Below are 13983 nucleotides of genomic sequence, written 5' to 3'. Positions count from 1 at the left end.
CCACATTAACGTGCCGCAAGACTCACGTCATGCGGGATGATTGCCACCACAGCGCCCTTGGTCGGCAACTTCTTGAATTTAAGTGCCGAAGTGACACACGGCGTCAATTTCCGCGATGGGCAGCGTCCAGCTGCCGGATCTGCGACACTCACTAGCCACGTAATGGCGATGGAGCCAAGCATGAAATTTCTCTGCAACGCAGAGTATCTGACCGAAGCACAAAGCCGGGGTTTCGAAATCGAGGGGCTTGAGCTACTGGCAATACGCAGAGAGGGGCAGGTATTTGTGTACCACAACCGCTGTCCGCATCGTGGGGTGCCGCTTGAATGGCAGGCAGATCAATTTCTCGATCCGAGTGCAAGCCTTATCCAGTGCGCCACACACGGCGCACTGTTTCTTATTGAAAGCGGGGAGTGTGTGGCTGGACCTTGCGCCGGTCAGTCACTGCGTGCAATCCCTTGCCGCGAAGATTCAAGCGGAATCTGGATCAGCCCGCCTTCTGACAAATAGGCTTGACTGGCGCCAGATGCACGTCAAGCCGACGATCAATGCGAATTTCTTCCGGAGTCAGCTGCACGCCGTAAGCCAAAACCTCTACGCCGGCCGCCACGGCTTCACGCAGGGCCGCCGCATAAACCGGGTCTATTTCTTCGGCCGGGCGTACCGCGTCGATACCCGTCAAGTTGACGCAATATACCAACACCCCACGCACGCCATTGCGCGCAAGGCTGGCCAACTCGCGAAGATGTCGCGCACCCCGTTGTGTCACTGAGTCCGGAAAAGCAGCGATCGTGGACTCGTCAAATCCCAGAGTGACACTTTTGACCTCCACGAATGCTGGCCCGCTCGGATAGTCCAAGCGAAAATCCACACGACTGTTTTCTTGCCCATAGGGCACTTCGCGCTTGAGCGCCGTGAAACCACTTAATTCAGTAATCACACCCGCGCGCAGGGCTTCTTCTACTAAATTATTCGCCCGACCGGTATTGACGCAGGCCAAACGCCCCTGTGGAGTTTCGGCAATTTCCCAAGTTCCAGGAAGCTTGCGCTTTGGATCGCTGGAACGACTGAACCAAACGCGCCCGCCTGGCGCCATGCAATTAAACATCGACCCGGTATTAGGGCAATGAATAGTCAGCTTTTCACCGCCTGGGGTTTCAATGTCGGCAAGAAAGCGTTTGTAGCGGACCAGCAGACGACCGTTTTCAAGCTCAGGAGAGAAGCGCATCAGCCTTGCCAACTCCGCAAACCCTTGGCAATTCGCTCAATCGCTTCCTGCAACCGCGGCAGACTTTGAGTGTAAGCAAACCGAACATGATGACCGGCCTGGAAGCGGCCAAAGTCTAGTCCAGGGGTGATTGCGACGTGTTCGACTTCAAGAAAATGCCGACAGAAAGCAAATGCGTCGCCGCCAAACGCGGTGATGTCTGCGTAGAGGTAGAACGCACCTTGCGGCTCGACTGCAATGCCGAAACCCAATTCGCGCAGCGCGGGTAACAAAAAGTCGCGTCGTCGCCCAAATTCTGCGCGCCGTTCTTCGAGAATCTCCAGGGTCTGCGGTTCAAAACACGCGAGCGCAGCGTGTTGAGCCATGCTCGGGGCACTGATATAGAGATTCTGCGCAAGCTTCTCCAGGTCTGCTACCGCATCTTGCGGCGCGACTATCCAGCCCAACCGCCAGCCGGTCATGCCAAAGTATTTGGAAAAACTGTTCAGCACGAAGGCATCGTCATCAACTTCGAGCACGCTTGCCGCATCACAGCCATAGGTTAGTCCGTGATAAATCTCATCCACCACCAAATGTCCATGGCGGATTTTCAATGCCGCAGACAACGCCGCCAACTCATCACGGCTCAACATCGTGCCGGTAGGATTGGCAGGTGAAGCAACCAATGCGCCGACGCTGTCTTTATCCCAATGCCGGGCCACAAGGTCCGGCGTCAACTGATAGCGTACGTCCGGTCCAGCCGGCACTAATTGCGCGGAGCCTTCTATCAGTCGTAAAAAATGGCGATTGCAGGGGTAACCCGGATCGGCCAATAACCAATGTTTACCAGGGTCTACCAACAAGCTGGTGGCGAGCAGCAAAGCGCCAGAGCCACCGGGCGTAATCAGAATCCGATCTGGATCCACGGTCACCCGGTAACGCTGAGCGTAAAATCCGGCAATAGCTTCACGCAGTTCAGGCAATCCCCGAGCAGCGGTGTATCGAGTTTTACCTGCCGCCAACGCGGCCTGACCTGCGGCGATGATGGGCTCAGCGGTCGTGAAATCTGGCTCGCCGATTTCAAGGTGGATGACATCATGGCCTGCCGCCTGCAACTCGTTTGCCCGCGCCAACAAGGCCATGACATGAAAGGGTTCGATAGCGCGACTACGCGCACTGTAGGGGTGAGCCATGAGCCTTCCTTAAAGGAGAGTCGGAGTATCAATCGCCTGATTCTACCCAACCTGCGGTCTTACAGTCCGGTTTATGACGCTTACGCTTGCCAACAACCCCCTGCGCAAAAAAAATCGAACGGGTACTTTCGCCAAGACTAAAATCAACTTTTGCGAACGATTTTTCATACCCTGCTCAAGTATCACAGCCTACAAAGATAAAAAGGTGCTAACAGGCTCGACAACCGGGAGTAGCGCGCTCCGATTTGATCTGGTAAGTTCGCCCGCTTGCAGCCGCAGGGCCGGCAGGTGTCGGTGAAGAAAAAATCCTGCGCAATGGATAGAGAAAAGCGAGAGGCGGTCCATTCATGCCCACCCAAGAAAAGCAGCAAAGCAGCCAGCCCGTTCGTGACTTCGAACCTTACGTAATCAGTAAGGGTGAGGAATACATGAGCGAGCCTATGCGTTTCCACTTCATCGGCATCCTCAACAAGTGGAAGCTGCAGTTGATGCAAGAGGTCGATCGGACCATGGATCACATGAAGGACGAAGCAGCCAACTTTCCCGATCCCGCAGATCGTGCAAGCCAGGAAGAAGAATTCAACCTGGAACTGCGCGCCCGCGATCGCGAGCGAAAGCTGATCAAGAAGATAGACAAGACGTTGCAATTGATAGAAGCAGAAGAATATGGCTGGTGCGAGTCCTGTGGCGTAGAGATCGGCATTCGCCGGCTTGAAGCCCGCCCTACCGCTGACCTTTGCATCGACTGCAAAACGTTGGCCGAAATTAAAGAAAAACAGGTCGGTAAATGATCTTAAACAAGGGGCGCCTCGGCGCCCCTTGTTGTTTCTAACGCGCGGCGTAGCAGCATTGAACCTTACTGTCGGAGCGTGCGATAAAGATTTTTCAGTGCCTTCCCTTTCGTGTCTGCCAAAGTCTCTGTGAGAGTTGGTTGCCGACGAAAGCGTCAATGCCAGCGGCCCCTCCTACAGTTCTGGAGCGCAAATATCCCGTATATCATTGCTGACTGTTCCATTACCATCGCACCATGAATTCCCCCTCATATATCGGGCGCTTTGCGCCAACTCCCAGCGGTTATCTGCACTTCGGATCATTGGTTGCGGCACTGGCGTCGTATCTCGACGCCCGCTCGGTGGGCGGAAAATGGCTGATGCGCATGGAAGACCTTGACCCCCCGCGCGAGGTCGCTGGCGCGCAAACAGCTATTTTGCGAACGCTGGAAAGCTACGGATTCGAGTGGGACGGCGAACTGATCAGCCAAAGCCAAAGGCACGAAGACTACGAGCAGGTCATCCGTCGCTGGTTGAGTCACGGCCTGGCTTATGCCTGCACCTGTTCGCGCAAACAATTGGAAGGCTCAAATGGGGTGTATCCCGGCAGGTGCCGCAACCTCGGACACACTACTGAAAACGCCGCAATACGCATACGCGTACCCGAACTGGACTATCGTTTTGAGGATCGGGTACAAGGCCTCTTTGCCCAACACTTGGGACGCGATGTCGGCGATTTCGTTATCCGTCGTCGCGACGGTCTGTATGCGTATCAGCTGGCGGTAATCATTGACGATGCCTGGCAAGGTATTACCGATATTGTTCGTGGCGCGGACTTGCTCGATTCTACCCCCCGCCAGCTCTATCTTCAGGAGCTGCTCGGCCTGCCACAACCTCGCTATTTGCACGTGCCTCTGATCACCCAACCAGACGGCAACAAGCTAGGCAAATCGTATCGATCTGCGCCGCTGCAAAACGATCAAGCGACCTTGTTGTTGCTTCGTGCTTTACGGGCCTTGGGCCAACCAACGGACGATGGGCTTAACTACGCAAGCCCTCGCGAGGTATTGAAGTGGGGAATCGAGCAGTGGGATGCAACCTTGATCCCAAGAATCCAGAGCCTTGAAGAAGCTAAATTAAGCTGAGTTAGAGCCTTCGGCGCAGTGCCGCGATGGCAGCCCGTAAAACGCCGCTTGCAGCTTCGCCGCCATCCAGTACCATCGCCCGACCTTTTTAGTGAGGCCAGCATGTACATCTATCGATTGGTCCTGCTCCTGGTGGTAGGGATATACCTGTTTTCCCCAGCCATTATGGACTGGTGGATTGAACCAACAGGCGCGTGGTATCGCCCCTATTTGCTCTGGCTGATTCTGATCGTCGTGACCTTTATCCTGCAGAGTCAACGAGATGCCGATGAGCTTTAGCCTGACCCAGATGATACTGATCAGCGCCGCCTATTTGCTGGTGCTGTTCGGCGTCGCCTGGGTCAGTGAGCGTGGCCTAGTCCCACGCTGGATCATTCGCCACCCGCTGACCTACACCCTATCGCTTGGCGTATACGCCAGCGCCTGGGCGTTTTACGGCACTGTGGGGTTGGCCTATCAATACGGCTACGGTTTTTTATCCAGCTACCTGGGCGTATCCGGGGCGTTTCTGCTGGCACCGGTACTGCTCTATCCGATTCTCAAGATTACCCGTACTTACCAACTGTCTTCGTTGGCGGATTTGTTTGCCTTTCGTTTCCGCAGCACATGGGCCGGCGCACTGACCACCATTTTCATGCTGATCGGCGTGTTGCCGTTACTCGCCTTGCAGATTCAGTCAGTCGCAGACTCTATCGGTATCCTGACCCACGAACCCGTGCAGAACCGTGTTGCGCTGGCTTTCTGCGCCTTGATCACGCTGTTCACAATTTTCTTCGGCTCACGACATATTGCGACTCGGGAGAAACACGAGGGTCTGGTATTCGCCATCGCTTTCGAATCAGTCATCAAGCTTGTGGCCATGGGCGGCGTAGGTTTGTACGCCCTATATGGGGTGTTCGACGGCCCGACGCAGTTAGAGCAGTGGTTACTGCAAAACCAGGCCGCCCTCGCCGCGCTTCACACCCCACTGCAAGAAGGCCCATGGCGCACGCTGCTGTTGGTGTTTTTCGCCTCAGCCATCGTCATGCCGCATATGTACCATATGACCTTCACCGAAAACCTCAATCCGCGCTCGCTGGTCAGCGCCAGCTGGGGTTTGCCACTGTTCCTTTTGCTGATGAGTCTGGCAGTGCCACTGATTCTATGGGCCGGACTTAAACTGGGCGCTCAGACCAGCCCGGAGTACTTCACGTTAGGCGTCGGTATCGCCGCCAACAGCAAAGCATTGGCATTGTTGGCGTATGTCGGCGGTTTATCAGCGGCGAGCGGACTGATCATCGTCACTACGCTGGCCTTATCGGGTATGGCACTCAATCACTTGGTATTGCCGCTGTATCAACCGCCTGCCGAAGGCAATATTTACCGTTGGCTGAAATGGACCCGTCGCGGCTTGATTGTCGCCATCATCATGCTGGGTTACGGGTTCTACTTACTACTCGGTAAACAGCAGGATTTAGCGAATTTAGGCATCGTGGCCTTCGTCGCCACGTTGCAGTTTCTGCCTGGGGTATTGTCGGTGCTGTACTGGCCCACCGCTAACCGTCGCGGCTTCATTGCCGGGCTGATAGCGGGGATCGGTGTCTGGATGGTGAGCATGCTGTTGCCCTTGATTGGCAACTTCCACGGCTTTTATATCCCGATGTTGAACATGATCTACGTGCTTGACGACACCAGTTGGCACATGGCAGCCATCGCCTCACTGGCGGCCAACGTTTTGATTTTCACCCTGATCTCGTTGTTCAGTGACGCCAGCCCGGAAGAAGCCAGCGCCGCCGAAGCCTGCGCTGTGGATAACGTGCGACGTCCGCAACGGCGAGAGTTGCACGCTGCGTCCCCTCAGGAATTCGCCACGCAATTGGCCAAACCCCTGGGCGCAAAAGCCGCACAAAAAGAAGTCGAACAAGCACTGCGCGACCTTTACCTGCCGTTTGATGAGCGCCGCCCTTACGCACTGCGCCGCCTGCGTGATCGGATCGAAGCCAACCTTTCGGGATTGATGGGACCGAGCGTCGCACAGGACATGGTTGAAACCTTCCTGCCATACAAATCCGGCAGTGAAAACTATGTCACCGAAGACATCCACTTCATCGAAAGTCGTCTCGAGGACTATCACTCACGGCTGACAGGCCTGGCTGCCGAACTGGATGCGTTGCGCCGCTACCACCGCCAAACATTGCAGGAATTGCCCATGGGCGTGTGCTCACTGGCCAAGGATCAGGAAATCCTGATGTGGAATAAAGCCATGGAAGAGTTAACCGGCATCGGGGCGCAGCGAGTGGTGGGCTCTCGACTGGAAACAATCGCCGACCCGTGGAAAGAACTGCTGCAGGGCTTTATTGACCTGCCTGACGAACACTTGCACAAACAACGTCTCGGGCTGGATGGCCAGACACGTTGGTTAAACCTGCACAAAGCCGCCATCGACGAACCCCTCGCGCCGGGTAACAGCGGTTTGGTGTTGCTTGTTGAAGACTTGACCGATACCCAGATGCTTGAAGATAAGCTAGTGCATTCCGAGCGCTTGGCCAGCATCGGTCGCCTTGCAGCGGGCGTCGCCCACGAGATTGGTAATCCGATTACCGGCATCGCATGCCTGGCGCAAAATCTGCGCGAAGAACGCGAAGACGACAGCGAACTGACGGAAATCAGTAGCCAGATTCTTGAACAGACCAAACGTGTTTCACGCATCGTTCAGTCACTCATGAGCTTTGCTCATGCCGGCGGTCACCAACATTCCGACGAAGCGGTATGCCTGGCTGAAGTAGCCCAAGATGCTATCGGTTTACTGGCGCTGAATCGACGCAATTACGAGGTGCAATTCTTCAATCTGTGCAACCCGGAACACTGGGTGGACGGAGACCCACAAAGACTCGCGCAGGTGTTGATAAACCTGCTTACCAACGCCCGTGACGCTTCACCATCGGGCAGCGCCGTGCGGGTAAAAACAGAAATTTCCGAACACACGGTCGATCTGATCGTAGAAGACGAAGGCAGTGGGATTCCAAAATCAATCATGGACCGATTATTCGAACCGTTTTTCACGACCAAAGACCCGGGGGAAGGCACCGGACTGGGCCTTGCACTGGTCTATTCCATCGTTGAAGAGCATTATGGACAAATCACCATCGACAGCCCGGCCGACCCCGAGCATCAACGCGGCACCCGTATCCGGGTGACTTTGCCGCGTCATGTCGAAGCGACGTCCGCTACTAACTGAGACCGTCGAGAGTATCGAATCACATGCCTCACATTCTGATCGTCGAAGACGAAACAATTATTCGCTCGGCCCTGCGACGCCTCCTTGAACGAAATCAGTATCAGGTCAGCGAAGCCGGTTCAGTGCAGGAAGCACAGGAACGTTTCAGCATCTCCTCGTTTGACTTGATCGTCAGCGACCTACGCCTGCCCGGTGCGCCTGGCACTGAACTGATCAAGCTCGGTCAGGGCAAACCCGTCCTGATCATGACCAGCTATGCCAGCCTGCGCTCTGCCGTAGACTCAATGAAAATGGGCGCGGTTGATTACATCGCCAAACCTTTTGACCACGACGAAATGCTCCAGGCCGTTGCGCGCATTTTGCGCGACAGGCAAACGATTCAAAGCCTGCAAGCCGAACTTTCGGCCGCAGGCGCGAAGCCGGCTAGCGTGTCCGATAAAGGCGTGGTGGATAACAGCAACGGCGAAATCGGTATTATCGGCTCATGTCCCCCGATGCAGGATTTGTACGTCAAGATCCGTAAGGTAGCGCCAACCGATTCCAATGTGCTGATCCAAGGCGAGTCGGGCACCGGCAAAGAGCTGGTGGCACGCGCGCTGCACAACCTGTCCAAACGGGCCAAGGCACCGATGATCTCGGTCAACTGCGCCGCGATACCGGAATCCCTCATAGAATCTGAACTGTTTGGACACGAGAAAGGTGCTTTTACCGGAGCCAGCGCTGGCCGCGCAGGTTTGGTTGAGGCCGCGGACGGTGGCACGCTGTTCCTCGACGAGATCGGTGAACTCCCGCTCGAAGCCCAGGCGCGATTACTACGAGTGCTTCAGGAAGGTGAAATTCGCCGTGTCGGTTCGGTGCAATCGCAAAAAGTCGACGTGCGTCTAATCGCTGCAACTCACCGCGACCTCAAGAGTTTGGCCAAAGTCGGCCAGTTTCGTGAAGACTTGTATTATCGCCTGCACGTAATTGCTCTGAAATTGCCTGCGCTGCGCGAACGTGGCGCCGACGTTCTGGAAATTGCTCATTCGTTCTTGGCTCGACAAAGTGCCAAGGTTGGCCGCACGGACCTGAAGTTCGCGCCCGATGCCGAGCAGGCAATTCGTCACTACACGTGGCCGGGTAATGTTCGAGAACTGGAAAACGCAGTCGAACGCTCCGTGATCCTGTGCGAGAGCCCGGAAATCTCCGCCGAACTGTTGGGTATTGATATCGAGCTGAGTGATTTGGATGACGAGGATTTCGTCGGTTTGGGTCCGCAGCAGAATTCGACCAGCGCCACCAGTCATGAGCCCACTGAAGATTTGTCGCTGGAAGACTACTTCCAGCACTTCGTGCTCGAGCATCAGGACCATATGACCGAAACAGAACTGGCCCGCAAGCTTGGCGTCAGCCGTAAATGTCTCTGGGAACGCCGTCAGCGCTTAGGTATTCCACGGCGCAAAACCAGTGTCGCCAGTGAAAGCTGAGTAGTACGAGCGCGCGAGGCTCTGGCCCGTGCTGCTCGAATGCTCCAAACAACTGTTACCCCGATCAATCACGTAACAAATGCCGGGTCTTAAGGTAACGAAAGTCCGGTTTTTTAACGCCCGTTAAAACTCTCGATTTCGCCCCACGCCCCGGTTTTAAAGGATTTTTAAAAGTTGGCACAGCTCCTGCTATGTCTCTAGTACAAGAACAATAAAAAGCAGTGTAAACAACACAATAAAAATAAGACGAATCGGCTCACGCATAATAAAAACAAGACGGCGGAGGCGCAGCTAACTGATTCTTTTGGAGAGGAGTTGTATTTGGGGCTTGCCCCATGACCAGGCTGAGAATTATAAAAACTACCCCAAGGTAGCGCCTGAACTGGTTGGATCGAATGATCATTGCAACGCAGCGACCAAAGCAATCCGTTTGCTCTTGACTCCCGATTTGGGAGGTTCGCAGGCGAAAGCCCGAGAACGGGGCACTTAATAAAAACAAAAAGCCCGAGTGAATAATAAAAATAAAAGCGCAAACAACTTTGGGGGAGCTTCGGCTCCCCCAGTAGCTTCTGCTATTCCCCCTACCACCTGGCGCCGACTACGCCAGCCGCTTGTGCAGCTTCCTACACCATCCCCTGACTAAATGCTAGAATCCCCGCCCATCATGCGGTCATTCTCGTTTTTGGCCGAATATTCCTTTAAACAGTGCATCCCATGCTGAAAAAGCTGTTCCAGTCATTCCGCTCCCCATTGCGTCGGCCGCAACAAACGCAACACATACGTACTACGCCTGAAGTGCTCACTAGCAGCCAACATTCGCTGCAGCGCGGCCAGTTCAGTCGTTACGCGGTAAATATCGTTGAGCGTTTGCAGACCGCCGGTTACCAGGCATATCTGGTCGGCGGCTGCGTGCGGGACTTGATGCTGCATATCACACCAAAAGATTTCGACGTTGCCACTAGTGCCACGCCGGAACAAGTACGTGCCGAGTTCCGTAATGCCCGAGTAATCGGTCGGCGCTTCAAACTGGTCCATGTTCATTTCGGCCGAGAAATAATTGAGGTCGCGACGTTCCGCGCCAATCATCCTCAAGATGATGAAGAAGAGGACAGCAATCAGTCCTCACGCAACGAAAGCGGACGCATCCTGCGTGACAATGTCTACGGCACCCTTGAAGAGGACGCCCAACGTCGCGACTTCACCATCAACGCGTTGTATTACGACCCCGTCACTGAACGCGTTCTCGATTATGCCAACGGCGTACACGACATTCGCAATCGTCTGATCCGCCTGATCGGTGATCCCGAGCAGCGCTACAAAGAAGACCCGGTGCGGATGCTGCGTGCGGTGCGTTTCGCTGCGAAGCTGGATTTCGGTATAGAAAAACACAGCGCCACGCCGATTCAACAGTTAGCGCCAATGCTGCGCGATATTCCTTCTGCACGTCTATTTGAGGAAGTGCTGAAGCTGTTTTTGTCCGGTTATGCCGAACCCACGTTTGAGATGCTGGTTGATCTTGAGCTGTTCGAGCCGCTATTCCCGGCCAGCGCCAACTCACTAGAAATGAACCCGACCTACACCCATACGCTGATCAGTGAAGCCCTGGCTAACACCGATCTACGTATCTCGCAAAACAAGCCGGTCACCCCGGCCTTCCTGTTTGCCGCCATGCTCTGGCCAGCGCTGCCAGCTAAAGTCCTTCGCTTGCAGGAACGCGGTATGCCGCCGATTCCGGCCATGCAAGAAGCGGCGCACGAGCTCATCGTTGAGCAATGCCAACGGATTGCCATTCCCAAACGCTTTACCATGCCGATCCGTGAGATCTGGGACATGCAGGAGCGTCTGCCAAGGCGTACCGGCAAACGCGCAGATTTGTTGCTCGATAACCCCAGGTTCCGTGCCGGCTACGATTTCCTGCTATTGCGCGAACTCGCAGGCGAGGAAACCGAAGGCCTTGGCGACTGGTGGACCGATTATCAGCAAAGCAACGAAGGCGAGCGCCGCAACATGATTCGCGACCTGGGCAACAAGCCCGACGCAACAGGTGCAGCCCCGCGCAAACGCCGTCGCAGCAGTGGCAGCAAGCGTAAACGCAATGCCTCCGACGCGCCGCTTACCTCAGGCGACTGATCGTGGAACGCGTCTATATTGGTCTGGGCAGCAATTTGTCTGACCCGGCCGACCAATTGCGCCTTGCCCTCAAAGCACTGGAGCAGTTGCCATCTTGCGAATGGGTCGGCGTTTCGTCGTTTTATGCCAGCGACTCGCTACTACCCGGCCAGCCGCGCTTTACCAATGCCATCGCCGCCCTGAATACGGCGCTTGAGCCGCTGGCATTGCTTGATGCGTTACAGGCTATCGAGTGTAATCAGGGCCGCGAGCGGCATGAGCGCTGGGGTCCAAGAACGCTGGATCTGGACATTATCGTCTTCGGTGACCGGCTAATAGACGAACCTAGACTCAAAGTCCCTCACTACCACCTGCATGCTCGCGCCTTCGTCCTGTATCCCTTGTCTGAACTCGCGCCCCACCTGCAATTGGCCGACGGCCGCTCCCTTGATCAACTGCTGGCAGACTGCCCTTTCGTTGGTCTGGAACATCTTTAGCGGTTCTACAAACTTCTGCGCTAAGGGACAACTACGGTACCGCCCGAAATCCATAAGCGGTAACACCTGCTCAAACGGTAACACCTGTAATTGACTTCACGCCCCCTCATCACGAAGATAGGCGTCCCGCTGCCGATCACATGGCAAAAGGGCGCGAATCAGGCCTTTGCAAAACACCGCATACGACGGTGTGCCTGTTTTTCCAGATGATCTCATGCGTTGCTCGCAGTAGTTTCACAGCGCCTGAACGAGGATTTTTTTCATGCCAGACATAACCCTGACGACCTTGCAAAGCCTCAAGCAGAAAGGTGAAAAAATCACCATGCTGACCTGCTATGACGCGACCTTTGCTCACGCTGTCAGCCAGGCCGGTGTCGAAATATTGCTGGTCGGCGACTCGCTAGGCATGGTTTTGCAAGGCCACAACAGCACCCTGCCAGTGACCAATGCCGAAATGGCCTATCACGTTGCCTGCGTTAAACGCGGTAACCAAGGCGCGCTAATTCTCGCCGACCTGCCCTTTATGGCCTATGCCACGCTCGAGCAGACCTTCACCAACAGTGCGCAGTTGATGCAAGCTGGTGCGCACATGATCAAAGTCGAGGGCGCAGCCTGGTTAGCCGAGTCGATCAAGTTGTTGGCCGAGCGCGGTATTCCTGTGTGTGCACACATGGGCCTGACCCCGCAATCGGTGAACATCTTGGGTGGTTATAAAGTGCAGGGCCGTCAGGAAGCCCAAGCTCGGCAAATGCGCGCTGATGCCATCGCCCTGGAGCAAGCAGGTGTGGCGATGATTTTGCTCGAGTGCGTGCCGAGTGAATTGGCACAGGAAATCACCCACGCGGTCAAAGTGCCGGTGATCGGCATTGGTGCAGGCAACGCGACCGACGGCCAGGTGCTGGTCCTGCACGACATGCTCGGCCTTTCCATCACCGGCAGAGTGCCCAAGTTCGTCCGGAACTTCATGACTGGACAGCCGGATATCCAGTCGGCGTTACAGGCCTATGTCACTGCGGTAAAAGAAGTGAGTTTCCCGGCAACAGAACACGGATTTTCCGCATGAACACAGTAAAAACCGTGCGCGAGCTACGCGCTGCAATAGCTCGGGCGCGCAGTGAAGGCAAACGCGTCGGGCTTGTACCAACCATGGGCAACCTGCACAACGGTCACGCCGCATTGGTACTCAAAGCCGCTCAACGCGCTGACTTCGTGGTGGCGAGCATTTTTGTCAATCCACTGCAATTTGGCCCTAACGAGGACCTTGCGACTTACCCGCGAACCTTGCCTGCCGATCAGGAAACCCTGTTGCAAGCAGGTTGCCATTTGCTGTTCACGCCCTCGGTGGATGAAATGTACCCCCATGGCATGAACAACCAGACCCGAGTTAGCGTCCCGCATCTATCTGAAGGCTTATGCGGCGGCAGTCGTCCCGGTCATTTTGACGGCGTGGCCACCGTCGTCAGCAAACTCTTCAACATGGTGCAGCCTGATTTAGCAGTGTTTGGCCAAAAAGATTTTCAGCAACTGGCGGTCATCAAAGCACTGGTTCGCGACCTAAACATGCCTATACAGATCATTGGCGAACCAACGGTGCGCGCCACCGATGGCCTAGCGCTATCGTCGCGCAATATGTACCTTAGCGAGGTCCAACGCGCTGCGGCACCAGCCCTGTACCGCGCCATCAAGCTAATCGCCGACGGCATCCAAAATGGCGAAAAAGACTTTAACCGCTTGCGTGCTGAAGGGCTGACGCTCATTGAAGCGGCCCATTTTCGCCTTGACTATATGGAAATTTGCGAAGCATCCACCTTGCGCCACGCCTGCGCCGAAGATCAGGATTTAGTGATTATGGCCGCTGCGTACCAAGGCTCCACCCGATTGATCGACAACTTGCACCTGACCAAGGAATAAACATGCACGCAATCATGCTCAAGGCCAAGTTGCACCGAGCCGAGGTTACGCACGCGGTACTCGACTACGAAGGCTCTTGCGCCATCGACGGCGAATGGCTCGACCTTGCGGGAATTCGTGAGTACGAACAAATCCAGATTTACAACATCGACAACGGCGAACGTTTCACCACCTATGCCATTCGAGGTGAAGAGGGCTCGCGAATGATTTCAGTCAACGGCGCCGCAGCGCATAAAGCGAAAGTAGGTGATCGTGTCATCATCGCCGCTTATGCTCATTACAGTGAAGTCGAATTGATCACTTTCAAGCCGCGCATGCTGTACATGGCGCCCGGCAATGAACTAAGCCACACGAGCAATGCCATACCGGTACAGGTAGCCTGATAGTTTAAAAACAATCACAGACCACAACCCACTGGAAAACCCGGCGACAGAGGTACGAAATAGTACCGAGTAACGGTCAGGCAAA

At 55.3% G+C, this 13983-nt stretch carries 13 protein-coding genes; 10 read left to right on the top strand and 3 right to left on the bottom strand.

The genetic code is table 11. The features are described 5' to 3' along the window. Positions 1-5 precede the first annotated feature (5 nt). On the bottom strand, positions 6-182 hold the full coding sequence (locus RGW60_RS23090; RefSeq protein ID WP_322206798.1) for a hypothetical protein: 177 nt from the start codon (positions 180-182) through the stop codon (positions 6-8). Between RGW60_RS23090 and RGW60_RS23085 the strand changes: the two genes are divergently transcribed. Beyond that, a complete protein-coding gene (locus RGW60_RS23085) occupies positions 181-510 on the top strand; it encodes a Rieske (2Fe-2S) protein (protein ID WP_322206797.1) in 330 nt (109 codons plus the stop codon). The genes RGW60_RS23090 and RGW60_RS23085 overlap by 2 nt on opposite strands. On the opposite strand, the gene sfsA is transcribed toward RGW60_RS23085, so the two are convergent. Further along, positions 488-1228 carry a DNA/RNA nuclease SfsA gene (gene sfsA / locus RGW60_RS23080; protein WP_322206795.1) on the bottom strand — a complete coding sequence of 247 codons (741 nt, stop codon included), beginning with the start codon at positions 1226-1228 and terminating at the stop codon, positions 488-490. The two genes, RGW60_RS23085 and sfsA, sit on opposite strands and share 23 nt — an antisense overlap. Beyond that, the gene (locus RGW60_RS23075; RefSeq protein WP_322206793.1) at positions 1228-2400 is read right to left on the bottom strand and encodes a pyridoxal phosphate-dependent aminotransferase; all 1173 of its coding nucleotides are present in this window, start codon (positions 2398-2400) and stop codon (positions 1228-1230) included. Before RGW60_RS23075 ends, sfsA begins: the two co-directional genes overlap by 1 nt. Positions 2401-2747: 347 nt before the next feature. Here RGW60_RS23075 and dksA point away from each other — a divergent pair, with 347 nt between their 5' ends. From dksA to panD, 9 genes are all read left to right on the top strand, one after another. Beyond that, positions 2748-3191: an RNA polymerase-binding protein DksA gene (gene dksA / locus RGW60_RS23070; RefSeq protein ID WP_322206791.1), complete on the top strand. Its 444-nt coding sequence runs from the start codon at positions 2748-2750 to the stop codon at positions 3189-3191. Between the two features lie 236 nt (positions 3192-3427). Then, positions 3428-4315, top strand: coding sequence for a tRNA glutamyl-Q(34) synthetase GluQRS (gluQRS, locus tag RGW60_RS23065; RefSeq protein WP_322206789.1), 888 nt, complete (start codon positions 3428-3430; stop codon positions 4313-4315). Between the two features lie 262 nt (positions 4316-4577). Next, positions 4578-7532, top strand: a complete 2955-nt coding sequence (locus RGW60_RS23060) for a sensor histidine kinase (RefSeq protein ID WP_322206788.1) — start codon at positions 4578-4580, stop codon at positions 7530-7532. A gap of 23 nt (positions 7533-7555) precedes the next feature. Further along, positions 7556-8998 carry a sigma-54 dependent transcriptional regulator gene (locus RGW60_RS23055; protein ID WP_322206787.1) on the top strand — a complete coding sequence of 481 codons (1443 nt, stop codon included), beginning with the start codon at positions 7556-7558 and terminating at the stop codon, positions 8996-8998. Positions 8999-9712: 714 nt separating this feature from the next. Beyond that, complete coding sequence (locus RGW60_RS23050; RefSeq protein ID WP_322206786.1) at positions 9713-11128, top strand: polynucleotide adenylyltransferase PcnB; 1416 nt, start codon at positions 9713-9715, stop codon at positions 11126-11128. Next, the gene (folK, locus tag RGW60_RS23045; protein ID WP_407074128.1) at positions 11125-11604 is read left to right on the top strand and encodes a 2-amino-4-hydroxy-6-hydroxymethyldihydropteridine diphosphokinase; all 480 of its coding nucleotides are present in this window, start codon (positions 11125-11127) and stop codon (positions 11602-11604) included. The genes RGW60_RS23050 and folK overlap by 4 nt, the downstream gene beginning before the upstream one ends. Before the next feature lie 262 nt (positions 11605-11866). After that, positions 11867-12667 (top strand): 3-methyl-2-oxobutanoate hydroxymethyltransferase, encoded by an 801-nt coding sequence (gene panB / locus RGW60_RS23040; RefSeq protein ID WP_322206784.1) that lies wholly within the window; start codon positions 11867-11869, stop codon positions 12665-12667. Continuing rightward, positions 12664-13515: a pantoate--beta-alanine ligase gene (gene panC, locus RGW60_RS23035; RefSeq protein WP_322206783.1), complete on the top strand. Its 852-nt coding sequence runs from the start codon at positions 12664-12666 to the stop codon at positions 13513-13515. Before panB ends, panC begins: the two co-directional genes overlap by 4 nt. A gap of 2 nt (positions 13516-13517) precedes the next feature. Further along, positions 13518-13898, top strand: a complete 381-nt coding sequence (gene panD, locus RGW60_RS23030; protein ID WP_322206782.1) for an aspartate 1-decarboxylase — start codon at positions 13518-13520, stop codon at positions 13896-13898. Positions 13899-13983 lie beyond the last annotated feature (85 nt).

Source organism: Pseudomonas sp. AB6 (genome assembly GCF_034314105.1).
Lineage (GTDB): Bacteria > Pseudomonadota > Gammaproteobacteria > Pseudomonadales > Pseudomonadaceae > Aquipseudomonas.
The sequence above is the reverse complement of the archived record's forward strand: the minus strand, read 5'-3'. Positions and strand labels throughout refer to the sequence as shown.